Origin of the sequence: Halopseudomonas nanhaiensis (assembly GCF_020025155.1) — a bacterium.
In the GTDB taxonomy this organism is placed as follows: Bacteria; Pseudomonadota; Gammaproteobacteria; order Pseudomonadales; family Pseudomonadaceae; genus Halopseudomonas; species Halopseudomonas nanhaiensis.
Window position 1 is genome coordinate 26,097 of the sequence record NZ_CP073751.1, and the last position, 19,315, is coordinate 45,411.

At 64.5% G+C, this 19,315-nt stretch carries 13 protein-coding genes; 6 read left to right on the forward strand and 7 right to left on the reverse strand.

Going from position 1 to position 19,315, the window contains the following annotated elements:
• Positions 1–77 precede the first annotated feature (77 nt).
• From KEM63_RS00125 to KEM63_RS00150, 6 genes are all read left to right on the forward strand, one after another.
• Complete coding sequence (locus KEM63_RS00125) at positions 78–848, forward strand: ATP-binding cassette domain-containing protein (protein WP_223653805.1); 771 nt, start codon at positions 78–80, stop codon at positions 846–848.
• Complete coding sequence (locus KEM63_RS00130) at positions 845–1,705, forward strand: ABC transporter substrate-binding protein (RefSeq protein ID WP_223653807.1); 861 nt, start codon at positions 845–847, stop codon at positions 1,703–1,705. Before KEM63_RS00125 ends, KEM63_RS00130 begins: the two co-directional genes overlap by 4 nt.
• Positions 1,698–3,677, forward strand: a complete 1,980-nt coding sequence (gene fhuB, locus KEM63_RS00135) for a Fe(3+)-hydroxamate ABC transporter permease FhuB (RefSeq protein ID WP_223653809.1) — start codon at positions 1,698–1,700, stop codon at positions 3,675–3,677. Before KEM63_RS00130 ends, fhuB begins: the two co-directional genes overlap by 8 nt.
• A 167-nt stretch (positions 3,678–3,844) precedes the next feature.
• A complete protein-coding gene (locus KEM63_RS00140) occupies positions 3,845–4,855 on the forward strand; it encodes a zinc-binding alcohol dehydrogenase family protein (RefSeq protein ID WP_223653811.1) in 1,011 nt (336 codons plus the stop codon).
• Positions 4,856–4,886: 31 nt separating this feature from the next.
• Complete coding sequence (locus KEM63_RS00145) at positions 4,887–5,804, forward strand: hydroxymethylglutaryl-CoA lyase (RefSeq protein ID WP_223653813.1); 918 nt, start codon at positions 4,887–4,889, stop codon at positions 5,802–5,804.
• A 55-nt stretch (positions 5,805–5,859) separates the two neighbouring features.
• Entirely contained in the window at positions 5,860–6,903 is a 1,044-nt protein-coding gene (locus KEM63_RS00150) for an NAD(P)H-dependent flavin oxidoreductase (RefSeq protein ID WP_223653815.1), read from the forward strand.
• An 8-nt stretch (positions 6,904–6,911) separates the two neighbouring features.
• Here the strand turns inward: KEM63_RS00150 and fhuF are convergent, their stop codons facing one another.
• The 7 genes from fhuF to KEM63_RS00185 all read right to left on the reverse strand — a co-directional run bounded on the left by fhuF (position 6,912) and on the right by KEM63_RS00185 (position 19,307).
• Complete coding sequence (gene fhuF / locus KEM63_RS00155; protein ID WP_223653817.1) at positions 6,912–7,679, reverse strand: siderophore-iron reductase FhuF; 768 nt, start codon at positions 7,677–7,679, stop codon at positions 6,912–6,914.
• A gap of 81 nt (positions 7,680–7,760) precedes the next feature.
• Complete coding sequence (locus KEM63_RS00160) at positions 7,761–9,935, reverse strand: TonB-dependent siderophore receptor (protein ID WP_223653819.1); 2,175 nt, start codon at positions 9,933–9,935, stop codon at positions 7,761–7,763.
• Positions 9,936–9,977: 42 nt separating this feature from the next.
• Complete coding sequence (locus KEM63_RS00165) at positions 9,978–11,630, reverse strand: multidrug ABC transporter permease/ATP-binding protein (RefSeq protein ID WP_267461148.1); 1,653 nt, start codon at positions 11,628–11,630, stop codon at positions 9,978–9,980.
• A gap of 79 nt (positions 11,631–11,709) precedes the next feature.
• Positions 11,710–13,359, reverse strand: a complete 1,650-nt coding sequence (locus tag KEM63_RS00170) for a diguanylate cyclase (RefSeq protein ID WP_223653823.1) — start codon at positions 13,357–13,359, stop codon at positions 11,710–11,712.
• On the reverse strand, positions 13,346–13,738 hold the full coding sequence (locus tag KEM63_RS00175) for a response regulator (protein ID WP_223653825.1): 393 nt from the start codon (positions 13,736–13,738) through the stop codon (positions 13,346–13,348). The genes KEM63_RS00170 and KEM63_RS00175 overlap by 14 nt, the downstream gene beginning before the upstream one ends.
• A gap of 35 nt (positions 13,739–13,773) precedes the next feature.
• The gene (locus KEM63_RS00180; RefSeq protein WP_223653827.1) at positions 13,774–15,405 is read right to left on the reverse strand and encodes a GAF domain-containing sensor histidine kinase; all 1,632 of its coding nucleotides are present in this window, start codon (positions 15,403–15,405) and stop codon (positions 13,774–13,776) included.
• Entirely contained in the window at positions 15,402–19,307 is a 3,906-nt protein-coding gene (locus KEM63_RS00185; protein WP_223653829.1) for a PAS domain-containing protein, read from the reverse strand. Before KEM63_RS00185 ends, KEM63_RS00180 begins: the two co-directional genes overlap by 4 nt.
• Positions 19,308–19,315: the final 8 nt, after the last annotated feature.

Consider the following 19,315-nt stretch of genomic DNA (forward strand, 5'->3'; position numbering starts at 1 on the left):
TAACAATTGCTATTTAGGATAGATTCGCCTGCTCATTTCCCAGCCTCGCCGTGCGCCAGTCGCCGACCGGAGCCTGCATGTTCCAGCTCGATTCCGTCACTTTCGCCGTGCCCTCGCGCACGCTGCTGCATCCCCTCGACCTGACGCTTGAGGAAGGCCGGATGATCGGTCTGATCGGTCACAACGGCTCCGGCAAGTCGACCCTGATAAAACTGCTCGCCCGGCAGCAAGAGCCCGCGGCCGGTCGCATCGAGCTGGACGGCAAGCCGCTGGCAGAATGGGGCGAGCGGGAATTCGCCCGGCAGGTCGCTTATCTGCCACAGCAGCTGCCCGCAGCAGAAAGTCTCACGGTACGTGAGCTGGTCGGATTCGGACGCTACCCCTGGCATGGCCTGCTGGGGCGCTTCGGCGAGGAGGATCACGCCAGAGTCGAGCGAGCCATGCAATTGACACAGGTCGAGCAGTACGCCGAGCGCCTGGTCGACAGTCTTTCCGGCGGTGAACGGCAACGGGCCTGGCTGGCCATGCTGTTGGCGCAGAACACCCGCTATCTGCTGCTCGACGAACCGACCTCTGCGCTGGACATCGCGCACCAGGTTGAGGTGCTGGCGCTGGTGCATGATCTCAGCCGTGAGCTCGGGCTCGGCATCATCGTCGTGTTGCACGACATCAACATGGCTGCGCGCTACTGCGATTGGCTGGTCGCCCTGCATTCCGGTCGCTTGCTGATGCAGGGGACGCCGGAGGAGCTGATGACCGATGCCCATCTGCATAGCATTTATGGCCTGCCGATGACCGTTATCCCCCATCCTACGCAGGCGACGTCGATCGCCGTGGTACAGGGGTGAGGCGTCGCGCCTTTCTGCTCGGTTGCCTGTTGATCGCCTCGCTGACGGTCGCTCGCGCCGAGCCCCTGGTCGCCAGTCGCGTGGCCGTGATCGACTGGGGCCTGGCTGAAACCCTGCTGGGTCTCGGCATGACACCCCTGGCTGTGGCCGAGCTGGACAACTACCGACGCTGGGTCGCGATACCCGAGATGCCGGCCGGCGTACAGGACCTCGGGCTGCGTACCGAACCCAACCTCGAGCTGCTGGCTCAACTGCGCCCGGATCTGATTCTCATCACCCCCCAGTTCGAGGCTGCCCGCCCAAAGCTCGAGCGCATCGCGCCGGTCGTCAGCCTGTCGATCTACCGCCCGAACGGCGATCCCTATGCCAATGCCCAGCAGGTGACCCGGGAAATCGCTGCATTGACTGCTCTGGAGCCAAATGCCGAAGCGTTGATTGCCTCGGTGGATGCGCAGTTGGATGCGCTGCGAGAGGCTCTCGCCGATCAGACGATCCCGCCGCTGTTCGTAGCCAGTCTGATGGACGACCGGCACGCCCGGGTATTCGGTCGTCAAAGCCTGTTTCATGCGGTGATGCAGCGCGCCGGGCTGACCAATGCCTGGTCCGGCTCGGACAATTTCTGGGGATTCGCGCAGACGGGTATCGAACAGCTGGCAGATCCGGCCGAAGCCGGACTGATTCTGTTGCAGCCGTTGCCGCTCAATGCCGAACGCAGTCTGGCATCGAGTGCGCTCTGGCAGAACCTGCCGCTGGTGCGCGCTGAACGGGTCTACCGTTTTCCGCCCACCTGGCAGTTCGGTGGACTGGTTTCGGCCAGCCGTTTTGCCAGTCTCCTGGATGAGGCGCTGGATGAATGAAGTGATGCTCCGTCGGCCCCCGGTGGGCCTGTGGGTCGGGGCGCTGCTGGTGGTCGCGTTGCTGCTGGCGCTGGTCCAGCTGGCCGGACGCTTGCCGCCTGCGTTGTGGTTCACCGCGCTGGTCGGTCCCGATCTGAGTGATGTACGGCAGCTGCTGGTGTATTTCAGCTGGCTCCCGCGCCTGGCCATGAGCGGGCTGTGCGGCGCTGCACTCGGGCTCGCCGGCTTGCTCATGCAGCAGGTATTGCGCAATCCGCTGGCCTCTCCCTCCACCCTGGGCGCAGCCAACGGCGCGCAGCTGGCTCTGGCGCTGACCACGCTCTATGCCCCGACCCTGCTGGTAGCCAGTGAATGGATCGCCTTTGCCGGCGCGGCGTTGGCGACGCTCGCGGTCATGCTGCTGGCGCACCGCCGCGGAATGTCGCCGCTCAGCCTGATCCTCGCCGGTCTGGTCATCAGCCTGTATCTCGGGGCGCTCAACGTCGTACTGATGTTGATGCAGCCGCAGGGACTGACTGCACTGTTCATCTGGACCGCAGGGTCGCTCAGCCAGCACAGCTGGGACGGCGTGCTGTTCCTGCTGCCACGCCTGGCGCTGGCGCTGCTCGCCGTGATGGTGCTGGCGCGCCCGCTGGCGCTGCTGGAGCTGGATGAAACCGGTGCTCGCAGCCTGGGCGTGTCGCTTGGCCGCCTGCGCGCGCTGGCACTGGGCATCGCCGTGTTCCTCACCGCCTGCGTCGTCAGCAGTGTCGGCGTGATCGGCTTCATCGGTCTCGCCGCACCGGCGATCGTGCGTCTGATGGGCGCCCGCAGTTTTGCCCAGCGTCTGATCTGGACGCCGCTGCTCGGCGCGGCGCTGCTCTGGCTGGCTGATCTGAGTTTGCAACAGCTGGCCGGCGAGCGTAGCGAGCTGCTGCCGACCGGCGCAGTGACCGCGTTGCTGGGCGCTCCGCTGCTGCTGTGGCTGTTGCCGAGGCTGCGCATGGGTGGCGCCCCGACGCTGCGCACCCCCGCCATGAGCCTCGGCTCGACGCGCCCGGCCGCGCGAACGCCGGTTGTACTTGGCCTGCTGTTGCTGGGGCTGGCCGCGCTCGCTCTGCTGCTTGGCCAGGGCCCGGACGGCTGGACGCTGACGCTGGATCCGGCGGTGCTCGAATGGCGCTTGCCGCGGGCCATGGCAGCGGTCGGTGCCGGGTTGATGCTGGCTGTGGCCGGCACCCTTCTGCAACGGCTGACGGGCAATCCGATGGCCAGCCCCGAGATCATGGGTATCAGCGCCGGCGCTGCACTGGGCCTGATGGCGATGGTGTTTCTGTGGCCGACAGCGCCGCTGCTCATCCGTCTGCTGGTCGGGTGTCTGGGCGCAGCGGTGACGCTGACGATCATCATCGGATTCGCTCGGCGGCAGGACTTTTCTCCCGAGCGCCTGCTGCTGGTCGGGATTGCCATCAGTGCCCTGTTCGATGCGGTGCAGACGCTGGTGCTGTCGCTCAATGATCCACGCGGGCAGAACCTCCTCGGCTGGTTGTCCGGCTCCACCTACCACGTGGAGATGCCGCTGGCCCTGGTCGCCTGTATCGGCGCCGGTGTGTTGTTGTTGGCGTGTCTGCCGCTGCAACGCTGGTTGACCCTGCTGCCGCTGGGCGACGGACCGCCGCGCAGCCTCGGGGTGCCGCTGGCGCGGGCGCGGCTGCTGCTGATGCTGCTGGCCGCGCTGCTCACCGCCGCGGGTACCCTGGTCATTGGACCCTTGAGCTTCGTCGGGCTGATGGCACCACACATGGCCCGACTGCTGGGCTTTCACCGCGCGCGGGGGCAGTTGCTGGCTGCGGCTGCGCTGGGCGCCGGCCTGATGCTGCTGGCTGACTGGCTCGGGCGCATGCTGATGTTCCCGGATCAGCTGCCGGCAGGCTTGCTCGCCGCCGTGCTCGGCGGCGCCTATCTCGTGTGGGGGCTCGGCCGCCGCAGTTGAGCCGCGTTGTCGCCGTGCTGGCTGGCCGAGCGGCTGACGGGTCCCGGCAGGGCGGGTGTGCAGGCGATTAACGCAGACGTCAGTCGGCGTCGGCCTTCCCTACCCGCCATTCGCCGGCTATGGTTGCTGCATCCGTTAACCGCGATTCAATCTGGCGAGGACATGCAATGAAAGCGATCGGCTATACCCAGCACGGCGACAGCTCCCGTGACGATGCCCTGATCGACCTCGACCTGCCGCGCCCCGAGCCGGGTCCGCACGACCTACTGGTTCGGGTCGCGGCGGTGTCGGTCAACCCGGTCGATACGAAAATCCGCCGCACCCGGGCGGCAAGCCATGCGGCGCCGCAGGTGCTTGGCTGGGACGCGGTCGGCACGGTTGAGCAGGCCGGGGACGCCGTCGAAGGGTTCAAGGCGGGTGACCGGGTGTTCTACGCCGGCGCCATAGATCGACCGGGCAGCAACGCCGAGTATCAGGTGGTCGACGCGCGCATCGTCGGCCATGCGCCGGTGTCGGTGAATGACGCCGAGGCCGCCGCGCTGCCGCTTACCGCCATCACCGCCTGGGAACTGCTGTTCGATCGTTTCTGCGTGGCCGAGGGCAGCGGCAAGGGTCGTAGCCTGCTGATCATCGGCGCGGCCGGTGGTGTTGGTTCGATCATGGTGCAGCTCGCCCACCGCCTGACCGACCTGACCGTAATCGGTACCGCAGGCCGGCCGGAGAGCGTCGAATGGGTGCGCCAGCTGGGCGCCGATCACGTTATCGACCATCGCCAGCCGATGCTGCCACAACTGAAGGAGCTCGGGCTGGAGTCGGTCGACATGATCGCCTCGCTGACGCACACCCAGGACTATTACGAGCAGTACGTCGAGTGCCTGACGCCGCAGGGCAAGCTCGGGCTGATCGATGATTTCGACAGCCTGGACGTGATCAAGCTCAAGCCCAAGAGCCTGTCGCTGCACTGGGAGTTCATGTTCGCCCGCAGCCTGCATCAGACGCAGGACATGGCTGCGCAGGGCAAGCTGCTGCAACGCGTGGCGCAGCTGATCGACAGCGGGGCGCTGCGTACCACCCTTGGCGAACACTTCGGCACGATCACCGCGGCCAACCTGCTCAAGGCGCACAGGCTGCTCGAGAGCCATCAGGCACGTGGCAAGATCGTACTGGAAGGCTTCTGACGAGCGACCACCCGGGAGGATGCCCAAGGCAATGCAGTTACCCAAGACAGCGCGACTCGTCGAAGTAGGGCCGCGCGACGGTCTGCAGAACGAGCAACAGCCCATCAGCGTCGCTGACAAGGTGCAGCTGGTGAACGACCTGAGCGCCGCCGGGCTCGGCTATATCGAAGTCGGCAGTTTCGTATCGCCCAAGTGGGTACCGCAAATGGCCGGGAGTGCTGAAGTGTTCGCGCAAATCGAGCAACGGCCGGGCGTGACCTATGCGGCGCTGACGCCCAATCTCAAGGGCTTCGAGGCCGCCCTGGGAGCAGGTGTACGCGAGGTGGCGGTGTTCGCCGCTGCGTCGGAGGCCTTCTCGAAGCGCAACATCAACTGCTCGATTGACGACAGCCTGCTGCGCTTCGAACCGCTGATGGCAGCGGCAGCACGCCACAGCGTGCGTGTCCGCGGTTACATTTCCTGCGTGCTCGGCTGCCCTTACGAGGGTGCTGTTGATCCCTCGCGGGTCGCTGAGATTGCCGCTGAACTGATTGGCATGGGCTGTTACGAAGTCTCACTTGGGGACACCATCGGGGTGGGCACTGCCGGCGACACCCGCCGGTTGATCGATGCGGTGAGCAAGCGTGTGCCCCGCGAGCAGCTGGCCGGACATTTTCACGATACCTACGGTCAGGCGCTGGCCAACATCCACGCGGCCCTGCTGGACGGCATCGCGGTGTTCGACAGCTCGGTCGCAGGGCTGGGTGGCTGCCCCTATGCGCGAGGCGCCACCGGAAATGTGGCCACCGAAGATGTGCTCTACCTGCTGAACGGGTTGGGCATCGACACCGGCGTGGACATGCAGCGTCTGGTGAGCGCCGGGGAGCGTATCTGCCAGGTGCTGGGCAAGGACAACGGGTCTCGAGTCGCTCGGGCAATGCTGGCCAGGGCGATGACCAGCGACGGATAATGAAACCGACTGTTTCCAGGGGCATCGCCGATGGCGCCCTGGTCAAGGAGATCCCATGACTCGTAGCAATCCGCTGGGCACGCGCATCCCGCTGATACAGGCGCCGATGGCCGGTGTGCAGGGCAGCGCCCTGGCTCTGGAAGTATGCCGAGCCGGCGCGCTCGGCTCCCTGCCGGCGGCGATGCTGGGCCCGGAGGCACTGGAGCAGGAGCTGAGCGTGCTCGCCGCTCAGAGTACCGGCCCCTGGAGCGCCAATTTCTTCTGTCATGCTTCGCCGCAGCCCGATGCTGCTGCCAGCAGACGCTGGCGCGAGGCGCTGAGCCCCTACTACGACGAGTACGGGATCGCCCCCGACGCGATCGCGCCGGGGGCTGCACGCAGACCCTTCGATGCCGATGCGCTCGCTCTGCTGGAGCGTTACCGCCCTGCCGTGGTGAGTTTTCATTTCGGACTACCCGACGCGACGCTGCTCGATCGCATCAAGGCGCTGGGCATCCTGGTGCTGTCCTCGGCGACCACCGTGGCCGAAGCGCGGTGGCTGGAAGCCCATGGTGCCGATGTGATCATCGCTCAGGGGCTCGAAGCCGGCGGTCATCGCGGCATGTTTCTCGAGCAGGACCTGACCGGGCAACTGGGCACGCTGGCGCTGGTTCCGCAGGTCGTCGATGCCGTACGTCTGCCCGTGGTGGCTGCCGGAGGCATTGCCGATACCCGCGGGATTCGCGCAGCGCTGGCGCTGGGCGCCTGCGCGGTGCAGCTGGGCACGGCGTATCTGCTGTGCCCGGAGTGCACCACATCGTCGGTCCACCGGGCGGCGCTGGCAGGATCGGGGGCGGAGCATACGGTGTTGACCAATGTGTTCAGCGGCCGACCCGCACGCGGGATCGTCAACCGGGTGGTGCGCGAGGTCGGTCCCATGTCGTCTGCGGCGCCGGCCTTTCCGCTTGCTACGGCAGGTATTGCACCGCTGCGCAGTGCAGCCGAGAAGCAGGGTAGAGGCGATTTCTCGCCTCTCTGGTCGGGACAGAATGCCAGCGGTTGCCGGGCGGTCTCTGCCTACCAGCTGACCTGCGAGCTGAGCGCCGCATTCGCGCTGTGAGAGCCGCCTCAGGCCTGTTGGATCAGAATGGCATCCGGCTGATACCCGGCCGGCGGATTGTCGGTGTGCGGACAGGTCGCGCACAGCGTCTTGCCCGGCAGCAGATAGCGCACACAGCAATGCTTGCGTTGTCGGTGCGGAGCGTCTGCATCGGGCCGCTCGACGTAGCGGATGCTGTCGTACAACGGATTGGTGTAACCGTTGGGACGACAGGTGGCCTGCAGCAGCTCGCGCGCCTGCGCGATCCGGTCCTGTGGGGCTCCCGCATGCGCCAGCTCGCCGAGCATCCACTCGTAGTAGTGCCCGACGCTGCTCCAGAGGACTTTCGGCGCGATTTTCACCTGCCCGCAGAGGGTCCGGATGACCGGATCGAGATGCCCATCCATCAGCTCTTCGAACCGCTCGAAACCATTGCGCGGCTGCCGGTTCCAGGCGCTGCCCAGGTCGGGAAGGATGAACGCTTCCGGCAGGCCGTCAGCGCCGACTGCCACCCGTAGTGATGCCGTATGCACCGGCAGGCGCCAGTCATGCATCACACTGGCGGCGACCACGGCCGGCACCAGTCTGAGAAAATGGTACTTGATCCAGATCGAAACCAGGGCGCGACGATCGGCCTGGGCATACTGCGGGGCAAACCGCAGCAGATTATCGGCCAGCTGTTCCGGCGCCAGGTAGTCGCTGATGCCGAGCGACGGCCGCGGGTCGCCTGGCAGCGCGAGCGTGTCGGAAAGCCTGGCCAGCGGACCTGGAAACAGATTCTGCAGTGTCTGGGTCACGCGTCCTCCGTAGACAGGCACCCGCGCCAGGCTGACGAGGGTCGGCGAGAGACCCGCGGCCGTCAGGCCGCGGAGGTCCGGTTACCAGCGATAGCTGACGCTGGCGATGACGTTGCGGCGATTACCGTACCAGCAATAGTAGTCGCAGGTGGTGACATATTCCTTGTCGGCCAGGTTGTTGGCGTTCAGCTGCAGGCGCATGTTCTGCCAGTCGTAGCTGACGGCGGCATCGTAGACGGTGTAGGACGGCACTTCGAGCCCTTCGACGTTGTCCCCGTAACGCTCGCCCACATACCGCGCGCCGGCACCCAGGCCGAGCCCGTGGAGCAAGCCGCCGCGTACCCGGTACTGGGCCCATAGTGAAGCCATGGTGTCGGCTACTTCCGAAGGGGTCTTGCCCTTTTCCGCAAAGTCAGTGCCGGTACGGGTCGTCTCGGCGTCAAGCAGCGTTACCGCTCCCGTGACGTTGAGACTCGGCGTCAGATTGCCAACTGCCTCAAGCTCCAGCCCGCGGCTGCGAACTTCCCCGACCTGCACCTGTTGCCCGCCCGCGACCGACTTGCGCACATTCTCCTGGGTCAATTCGAACAGAGCGGCGTTGAAGCTGGCGTTAATGCCCGGCGGCTGATACTTCAGGCCAATCTCGCGCTGATGCCCGGATTCCGGCTCGAAAGCCTGGCCGACGGTATCGACCTCGGTGACCGGGAGAAAGAACTGGGAATAGCTCACATACGGCGTCAGGCCGTTGTCGAACAGGTACGCCGCGCCGGCATTCCAGGTCGTTTCCTGGTCCTTGATGTTGCGCCCGTCGCCCGTGGTCCGGTTGTCGAAATCGAACTCGGCCCAGTCACGGCGTACGCCTGCGAGCAGGATGACGCGGTCATTCAGCTTGAGCTGGTTCTGCAGGTAGCCGCCAATCTGGTCGACTTCGGTGCGCTTGCTTTCGAGCTCGAAGTCGAAGGGGACCTGGGTGTAGGTCGGGTTGAAGATGTTCAGATTGGCCGGATACAGCGGCCAGCCGTTGGGTGACTCGTCATCGATCTGCAGCTGCTGGTAATCGGCCCCGACCAGCAGGGTGTTTTCCCAGCCTTCGCCCTGCCAGTTCCCGATCAGACGATTGTCCACCGACAGGTTGTCGGCATCGCCGTTGGCGTAGCTGAGGCCGCGCACCAGTTCGCCCGCCGGTTGATCCTGCCAGAAGAAGAAAAACAGCTGGCGCAGATTCATGTCCATATGGCCGTAACGCAGGTTCTGCTGGACGCTGAAGGTATCGTTGAAGCGATGTGTGAACTCGTAGCCCAGCGTGTACTGATCGCGTTCGAAGGTCTCGTAGTCCGGCAGGCCGACGGCGGTGTCGGTGTCGATCTTGCCAAGCGGATGGGGCAGCACGGTCCCGGCCGACGGCAGGAACTGCAGCATCGGGTCGCCCGTGTCCCGCTGAGCGCTGGCCAGCAGCGTCAGCTCGGTATCCTCGGAAAAGCGCAGGGTGACCGCAGGGGCGATGGACAGGCGATCGTTGTCGACGTCGTCGACCTGGGTGCCGGTATCCCGGGCCAGTGCTGTGATGCGATACAGCACCTGATCGTTATCGGTCAGCGGCCCGGTCATGTCGAGGGTGAGCTGTTGACGGTCGTGGCTGCCATACTGCAGGCCGATCTCGCCGAAGGTCGATTCGCTGGGGCGCTTGCTCACCAGGTTGATCACGCCACCGGGCGGGGTCTGGCCATACAGGACCGAGGCGGCGCCGCGCTGAACCTCCACCCGCTCGAGCATGTACGGATCGACCTGCCAGCTGTAGAACCCGCTGGAATACACCCGCGTGCTGTCCTGGAACAGACCGTAGTTCTGCTGCTTGAAGCCACGGATGATGAACCAGTCCTGCTTGTTGTCCTCGCCGAAGTAACCGGCCTGTACCCCGGGTGTATAGCGCAGCGCATCGCTGATGCTCACGGCGGCGCGGTCTTCCATCTGCTGGCGCGTCACCACCGATACGGCACGGGGTATTTCGCGCAGGGGGGTGTCGGTCTTGGTGCCGACCAGCGTGTTGTTCGCCTGGTAGCCGGTATCCGGGCCATGCGGATCGCTCTGTTCAGCGTAGACAGTCGTCGCCTCCAGTTCGCGCGCCTGGTCCTGCGCGAGGGCCTGCAGACTGGCACTGCCCAGAGCCAGGCCGAGGGCGATGGTCAACGGATGGAGACGAGCAGTGCGAACCGGTTCAGCCGCCCGCCTGGACGGGCACTTCGACTGGAATGACATGACTATCCCTCGGAGAAAAGGGCTAATCTAAAGCATTCGCATTTACATAAGCAATAGGTTGCCCTGTCGCATCTGTTCGCGCTGCGCGTCGTCGAGCTCGGTCAGACGGCCATTGTCCATGCGCAGAATGCGGTCAGCCTGATCGAAATAACGGTCATCATGGGTGATCGCCACCACGGTTTTGCCGGCCTCCTTGAATAGCGGCAGCAGCTCGCGGTAGAACAACCGCCGGAACAGCGGATCCTGATCGGCTGCCCATTCGTCGAGTAGGAAGATGTCTCGGTGCTCGAGCAGGCCCAGCAGCAAAGCCAGCCGCTTGCGCTGGCCCTGGGACAGCCGCAGATCCTGCAGCCGGCCCTCAGCGATGCGCACCTTGCGCGACAGATGCAGGCGATTCAGCCAGTCGTCTACCTCGGCCGAGTCAGCTTCATCGCCCTGAGGGCCAAGCAGCCGGCTGAACAGATGGAAATCGGTGAACACGCTGGCGAAAAGCTGGCGGTAAGCGACCCAGTTGTCTGGCGTCACCAGCGTGTCATCCAGTCGGATCGATCCGCCCGCCGGGCGGAACAACCCGGTCAGCAGGCGCGCGAAGGTCGACTTGCCACTGCCGTTGCCGCCTATCACGAACACCACTTCGCCCCGGCGCAGCGACAGGTCCAGGGGGCCGACGTCGAAGCCCTCTCCCTCCTCGGCCGGGTAGCGGTAGCTGAGTCCCTGCAGGTGCAGCACCTGCCAGTCCGGCTTGATATGACTCAGCTCGGGAAACCGGGGTTGGTGCGGCAACAGTTCGAGTGCTTCCAGTTGCGCCAGAGATACCTGTGCGGTGATCAGATGCGGCAGTGTGCCGACCGCCGACACCATTGGCGTGCGCAGAAACAGCATGGTCAACGCGTAGACCGCGGCCACCTCCGGCGTCGCCCAGCCCAGGCCGCCGGCCAGGAAAAACACCAGCCCGATCAGTCCCAGAACCATGATGTTTGCCCAGTTGCCGGACAGGCCATGGAACAGATCGGCGCGGATGATCTCGTCGCGATAGGCGCTGGCGTTGGCGTCGAACTCCTCTTCGTACAGCCGGCGGGCGCGTTCGCGGTTGAGTGCCAGTTCCTTGCGCCCGTCGATCACGTCCTGATAGTTGGCGTAGAGTCGGTCTTCGGCCTGGCGCATGCGCTGGATATGCCGGTGCACGCGGCTGACCAGCAGCCAGCCGATGAAGAAGGTGACGGTCAGCCAGCCGAGCGTGGTGACGAACAGCAGCGGCGACAGCCAGGCGAGATAGGCAAAGGCAGCGGCGGTCAGAGCCAGACCATAGAGCGTTTCAGGCAGGCCGACGAAGGCGATGGTGATATTGCGGATGTCGGTGGACAGGCTCGCCAGGATACGCGCACCGCCGATCTGCTCCAGCCGCTCGATGTCGGTATCAAGGACCCGCTTGACCAGCGAACGACGCATCCGGTAGACAAACCGGTGGCCCAGACCGTGCAGCGCGACCTGCGCTGCCGTGGCGCACAGCAGCAGGCCAAGCAACAGCACGCCAAACCCGAGCAGGGCTTCGCCCAGGTCAGTGGTGCCGGCGATCAGTCGCGTGTTGATATAGGCGATGACGCCAACGCTGAGCAGTGCGCTCAGCAGGCTGAGCACGCCGATGCCGAGCAGCGCCAGGCGATTCTCGCGCAGCAGCAGGGAGAGCAGTTTCATGATCGATCCGAGCCAGTGAGGACAGGGGCGCAGGGTACAACATGCACCAGCAAAGTAAATGCGAGTTCCCGGGCCGGCGCTACGGCACGCCCTGCTTCTGCTGCGGCGCGACGATGCGATTGCGCCCCTGGGCCTTGGCCTGATACAGCCCGGCATCGGCACGCTCGAGAACTTCCTCGGTTTGCCACTCGGGCGCCTGACAGGCGCTCACGCCAGCACTGAACGTACACTGGAAGGAGCCTTCACTACCACTGAACTGCAGCGCCTGAAACGTCTTGCGAATCTCGTCGAGGATGGCCTTGGCATCCTCGGTATTGCAGTTCGGCAGCACCGCAACGAATTCCTCGCCGCCATAGCGGCCCAGGCGATCGATCTTGCGCAGCCGTTGACGCAACAGGTTGGCCAGCGCGCGAATGACGTTGTCACCCACCGCATGGCCATGGCGGTCATTCACCAGCTTGAAATGGTCGATATCGATCATGGCGACGGTGACTGGCAGATGCGTGCGCCGCGAGCGCTCCACCTCGAGCTCGACCTGCTCCTTGATGTCGGCGTGCTTGAGCAAACCGGTCAGGCTGTCGCGGGCCAGCGCCTGGCTGACCAGACGGGCGCGCTGGGCCCGGGAGAACACGGCGGTGAGCAAGGCATTGTCGCTGATCGGCTTGGTGATGAAATCGTCACCCGCCTTGAGCAGGGCCGCCATCTGGCGCCCGACATCGGTCTCGGCGGACAGGTACAGGATCGGTACCCGCAGCCAGTTGTCGTGCAGGCGGATCATCTGCGCCAGCTCAGGCCCGGAATAGCCGGGCATATGCACGTCCATGACGATGACATCGGGTTGGAAGGTTTCGATATGCTGGAGCAGGTCTTGTGGTTGCTCAACGGTTTCCACCCGCATGCCTGCTCCGCTCAGGACGGTGGCGAAACGTGCGGCGAGCTCGGTGTCGTCATCCACCACGAGAATACGGAACGGCTCGTTGTGCAGCGAGCCGAAACAGCGCTCGAGACGGTTCTCCAGCGCTGCCAGATCCACCGGGCGAGTGAAGAAGCCCTGCGCGCCTGCACGTACCGCAGCGATCTGAACCTCGAACTGGTCGACATCGCTGACGGCTATCAACGGCATCGGCTGCGCCCAGGTACCCTGCAGTGCGGTGATGGTGTCCAGCAAGGGGTGACCCGGGCCGCTTGGGCTGACGTCGATGATCAGGGCATCCGGGCGACGAGCGCGCAATGCCGACTCGAGCGAGGCGGCGTCGGCGTGCCGCTCGACGCGATAGCCGAAACTCTCCAGGGTCTGCGCCATGCGGGCGGACAGGTCTGCGTTGGCCTCCAGTACCTGGATGCAGCGATTGCGACAGTCATCCGCGACCAGGTGACTGTCGACGGCCTCCTCGATGGTCCCGTCCAGTGGCAGGCGGCCGAGTGATGCGATGCCATCGGCCAGATGCTGACAGCACTGCTCGGTGAAGCCATCACGCAGACAGCGGTCGGCGAACTGCTCCAGCTCGCGCGCCTGCACGCCGACCTCGGCAAAACCGAAGGTGCCAGCGGAGCCGGCAAGCTTGTGCAGCTGATCGCGAATCGGCTGCAGTGCATGCCGGTCCGGCTCGCTGTCCGCAGCCAGCTGCAGCGCCCGTTCAAGCAGGACGGGCAGCTGTTCCTTCAGTTTCTGCCGAAACCCGTCGGACAGCTTCTGCAGCTGGGCATGCAATTGATCAGCGGGCTGCATGCCATTGCCTCCATATCGTGCGTACCTGATCCGGCAGGGTCATCGGATCGAACGGCTTGGTAATCACCTGAGCAGCGCCCATGCGCTGGTATTCCTCTACCTCCGGGGGTTGCACCTTGGCCGTCATGAAAACGATCGGAACAGCGTCCAGTGCGGGTATCTCACGGAGATGGCGTAGCGTCTGCGGACCGTCCATACCGGGCATCATCACATCCAGCAGAATGAACTGCGGATCGAATGCTTCCGCCGCTTCCAGCCCTTCGACACCGGATGCACAGGACTTCACGCTGAATCCGCCGACGATTTCCAGGGCGATCCGCACGATTTCCTGGATCGATGGGTCGTCCTCGATGTGCAACACCCGCTGCAGGTCACTCATGTCCAGCTCCATGTGAGAGATCAAACCTGACGGCATCATGCCATGCCCGGCGACGCGTCGGCAGGGTGGTTGACGATCGGCAGTTCGAACCAGAACCGCGAGCCCTCGCCAGGCCGCGAATCGACCCCTACGCGACCCTCCATGCGCTCGACCAGTTGCCTGGCGATCGCCAGCCCCAGGCCTGTGCCACCACGTTGCCGGTCACTGGCGCCGTCGACCTGATGGAACTTCTGAAACAGGGCCGAGTGCTCGGCTTCGACGATGCCGATGCCCTGGTCGATTACGCTGACGCGCACCCAGTCGCCCTTCAGTTCGCTGAGAACGCGGACCGTACCGCCTGGATGGGAAAATTTCGCCGCATTCGACAGGAAGTTGTCCATCACTTGCAGCAGACGTCCTGAGTCGATGGCAACCTGCGGGTTCGCCGGTTCGGCGTCGAGTTTGAGGGTCACTGAATAGTTCGAGGCATACCCCAGATTCGCCTCGATGGCCTGCTGCAACAATGGCAGCAGCGGCTGCGCTTCGGCAAGGACACGCATGTGTCCGGATTCCAGCTTCTCGATATCCAGCAGATCATTGATCAGTTGATTCAGCCGTCGTGCGTTGGATTGGGCAATGCTCAACATGCCTGTCGCGCTTTCGGGCAACGCGCCCGTGGCGCCACCGAGCATCAGATTGATCACGCCCCCAATGGAGGTCAGCGGTGTGCGCAGCTCGTGACTGATGGCCGCGAGAAAGTTGCGCTTCATCGTTTCGATGCGTTTACGTTCTGACAGGTCATGCATTACCACCACCGCGCCGGCAGGCTGGCCGGCGGCGTCGGTCACCGGTCCGCCATTGCAGGACACTGTACGGGGAGCCTGACCTACGGCCTGGATGCAGATTTCCTCTTCGCGGATCATTTCGCCTCGCAGCGCGCGAATCAGAGGGATACGCTCGTGGCGCAGCGGCGTAACGCAGTCTGCTTCGAAGAGCTGGTAGTAATCCGCCCACTGCAGCGAGTCGAGCCGCGCTATGTCAGTACCGTGCCAATCCCGAGCCGCTTGATTGAACAGGGTCAATTGACCCTCCGCGTCGCAGGCGACAACCGCTTCAACCACCGAGCCAAGCAGCCGCTCGGTCATACTGCGCTGCTGCTCCAGCGCCTGCTGACGCTCGCGGGCCGCGAGCCCGGCGAGACGCAACGAAAGCAGTTCTTCAGCCAGGCCTGCTAAACGCTCCAGAGTGGCGCGCTCGTGCGCGCTGAGCTGGCGGGGCTGGTAATCGACCACGCACAGCGTACCCAGCTTCGCTCCATTGAATGCACGCAGTGGCACGCCGGCGTAGAACCGAATGTAAGGGTCGCCGGTCACCTGAGGGTTGTCGGCGAAGCGGGGATCAAGGCGTGCATCGGGCACCTCCATCAACTCGCCTCGACCGATCGCATGGGCGCAGAAGGAGATGTCACGCGTGGTTTCGCTGCCGTCGATGCCGACCCTGCTCTTGAACCATTGCCGGTCGCGGGCCACCAGCGAGATAAGCGCCGCCGGTACATTCAGCGCATCGCGGGTGAGCGCGGTGAGGTCGTCGAAGCTGCGCTCGGGCGGTGTGTCGAGAATGCGATATTGCGCCAGCGTTTCCAGCCGTACTGTCTCGTCTGCGGTGTCGACCGGTTTCACGTCGCTCATTGTGGTTCGCTCCGATCATCCTGCGTATCGGGAAGGCCTACTTGAACCGCCTCGATCGGCAGCGTAAACCAGAAGGTCGACCCCTGCCCCGGGGTGGACAGGAAACCGACCCGGCCGCCCATGCGCTCAATCAGTTCGCGGCTGATCGCCAGCCCGAGCCCGGTTCCACCCCGCCGGCGGGTATCTGAGCTGTCGGCCTGGATGAACTTGTTGAACAGCAGCGGTTGCGCTGCGGCGGGGACGCCTTCGCCGTGGTCGATCACGCTGACGCGAACCGACTCGCCCTCGATCACTGCCTCGACGGTCACTACGCCCTGCTCGTGCGAATACTTCGCTGCGTTCGACAGATAGTTCGCCAGAACCTGGCCCAGCCGCTGCGCGTCGACATTGACCGACACAGCGTCGATGCGGCCCGCCTGCAGGCTGACCTGATAGGGCGCGGCGTAGCTGCGGTTGGCCTCCAGCGCCTGTTCGATCAGCGGTGCCAGAGGCTGTACGCGCATGTCGAAATGCATCCTGCCCAGCGTCAGCTTGTCCATGTCGAGCAGGTCGTTGATCAGGTTGTTCAGGTTCAGACTGTTGCGCTGAGCGATGTCGAGCAGCCGTTGCATCGGCGCCGGAATCTCCCCTAGCGCACCGCCGGCCAACAGCGACAGCGCGCCCGACACGGCGGTCAGCGGCGTGCGCAGCTCGTGGCTGACGGTGGAGACGAACTGCGACTTCATCTGCTCGATGCGCTGCTGTTCGGTCGCATCCCAGATGAAGCCACCCAGCCAGAGAAGCCGACCCTGCGAGTCGAATTCACCACGGCCCTTTTCCCGCACCCACACCTCGTGCCCGGCAGCGTGAACAATCCGATAGCTCAGTTCGAAGCTGCCGCGCTGGTTGATCTGTTCCTGTGCGCCGTAGGTTATCGTCAGGTCGTCAGGATGCACGATGCTGGAATAGCTGCGCACGCGGTTGTCGATGAAGTCGCTAGAGGGGTAGCCGGTAATGGTCTCTATTTCTTCGCTGAGATACTGCATGGTCCAGTCGGGGTCGTTCTGGCAGCGATAAACTGCGCCGGGCAGGTTGTCGACCATGCTTCGATAGCGCGATTCGCTCTTCTGCAGTGCCCGGGTCGCCTGGATCAACTCGGTGATGTCGGTGGCGATGCCGAGGAAGCCGGTCGGCTGATTATGTTCATCGGCCATGCGCGTTACCGTCAGGTTGACCAGTCGCTGCGTCCCATCCTTGCGAATGAAGGTCCAGGGCAGGGTTTCCGGTCGACCGGCGCGGACCTTGGCGAGGAAGATATCCATGCCGGTCAGGCGTTCGCCCAGCTCCTGCTCCAGCGCGGCGGCACGGCGTTCGACTTCGCTCGGCAGATGAAACCGCTCCGGCGTGGTCTTGCCGATCACCTCGTCGGGCCGGTATCCGAGCAGCTTCTCGGCTCCGCTATTGAACAGCGTGACAATGCCATCGAGGTCTGTGGTGATGATCGCCACCTCGGTCGAGGCGTCGATGACCGCCCGCAACGATGCCCGTGCCTGACGGATCTCTTCGGTACGCCGCACTTCATCACTGATGTCGGCGTGGGTCCCGGCCATCAGAAGTGGCTGACCCGACTCGTCATGACTGACCACCCGTCCGCGACCGAGCATCCAGACCCAGTGTCCGTCCTTGTGGCGCATCCGGTAGCGCGCCTGGAAGTATTCCTCCGGGCTGTTGAAATGGTGCGCCACCCGTTGTTGCAGGATCGCCAGATCATCGGGGTGGACCAGGGCCCGCCAGCTTTCGATGGTGATCGGTTCCAGCTCGTGGAGACGATACCCGATGCTTTGCGCCCAGCGTTCATTGAACACGCACTCACCGGTCTGGATGTTCCATTCGCCGGTCCCGATATTCGTGCCTTCGATGATCGAAGCCAGCCGCCAGCGTTCGCGCTCGAGGGTCAGCTCGATGTGCTTGCGCGCGGTCACATCACCAATAAAGCCATACCAGACGATGTCGCCTTCTTCGAGGCGCTGTGGACTGGCGAAGCCGGCGACCCATATCTCGCCCAGCCGGGGATGCGCCACGCGGTATTCACCGCGCCAGACGCTGAGCGACTGCGCAGACTGGTCGATGCTGTCGACGATACCCTGCTGATCGTCCGGGTGGATGCGCTCGATCGCCAGCGTGCCATCGCGTGCGGCCTGGTCCGCGGTGATGCCGTAGACCTCCTCGATGCCGTCGCTGGCGTAGGGAAACCACACGCGTCCATCCACTGCCCGCTGGAAGGTGTAGACCATGCCGGGGAGGTGCTGAGTGAGGCGGCTGAAGCGTTCGATCAGCGCTTCGCGATCCTGTTCGGCTTGCGCCCGTGTGAGTGTCGACCCGATCCAGCGGCTGCACAGGCGCATGAATTCGACGTCGATGTCATTGAAGTCGGCCCGGGTCGGGTCCGTGCTGGAAAAACTCAGCGTACCGAAATACTGACCGTCGACGATGATCGGCGCGCCGATATAGGACTCGGCCTTGAACGTGTGATAGCAGGGATGATGGCGGAATTCCGACGCGCCGATACGGGTCAGATCCAGCACGTCCTTCTGCTCGATCACCAGACTGCAGAACGTCTGGCCGAGGTCGAACCGGTCGCCATCCTGCAATGACCCTTCGGGGCTTTGCTGGGCAAAGATCAGGAAGTCGTCATCCTCGATGCGGCTGACGATCCCCACATTCAGGCCGAGATACTCGCACCCCAGGCGCAGCGCATTGCGCAGCCGCGTCTGCAGCTCCAACGAAGGCTCGGCAGCCATGTCGTTGAGCGCACTCAGAGCTTGTTGCTGGTGACGCGTCTGCTCGAGCGTCTGCCGTCGCGCTGCCGCGCGGGTCATCCCGAGCAGCAGAAGCAGCAGGGCCGTGGCAGCGAGGAACGCGCCGACCCATTTGGCCATCTGCTGCAACTGGTCAGCCTGATGCTCGGCCAGGCTTTCGGTGACATCACGCCAGATCAGAATCAGTGCGACCGCCGGGGTTTCCCCACGCACCCGATCGTGCATGGGAAACTGCGATACCAGGTAATGCTGTTCGCCGGCAGGAAGCAGCTGGTGACTCGGACGCTCGGACGACAGTTCGAGCCGATCCGTCTGCAGCCACTCGAGCGCTTCGTCCCGAGAGTAGCTGTCGAGCAGCCAGGCGCCATCCTCGCTGATAGCCAGGCCGTCACTGTTATGCTCGCTGCGATTCTGCGCCAGCGTCGGCTGATGCAGCAGTACTGCCAGGCCTGCCCGTAGCTCGTTGTCGAGCTGGCGCAGTTCGGGAAGCATGCCGAAGCCGACTTCCAGTGTAGCGACGACCGGTGTGTCGTCCGCTTCGGTCGCTCGGATGGGCACGACACCACTCATGCCCAGGCCGAAACGGCCGACTTCCAGCCCGCTGCGTGCCTGACCGGTGCGCTGCGTCTCGGCAAGCATCGGGCGGTTCACGGCAAGGCTGTCTCCCCAGCTCTCCGGGCGGTGCATACGCAGAAGGCTGACGACGTTGGGGTTCAGGTGCAGATGCAGCTGATTGGCACCGGAGGACTGCAGGGCATTCCAGAAGCCGCTAAGGTCGCGTTCCAGCGCGGCCCGCATGGTGGCGACCCGTGGGCTGTCCAGGCCCTCGCGCTGCGCAAGCTCAGCGGTCCGGCGAACCAGTCTGAGCGTGTCTTCATCCTCCGAGAGCGTTGCCGCCGCCATCAATGCCTGACGCTTAAGCGCCTGCTGCGACTGCAGCACGGCGAGCCGCTGCAGTTCGGCCTGGGCCGCCAGTTGCCCGGCCCAGCGGTCTTCGCGCTGATGCCAGCCTGACAATGCCAGAGCAAGGAAGAACATGGCGAGGGCGAGAATGCCGAAGGGCATCACCAGACGCCCCGTGAGCGGCACAAAAGGTTTGGCCATAAAGGTTT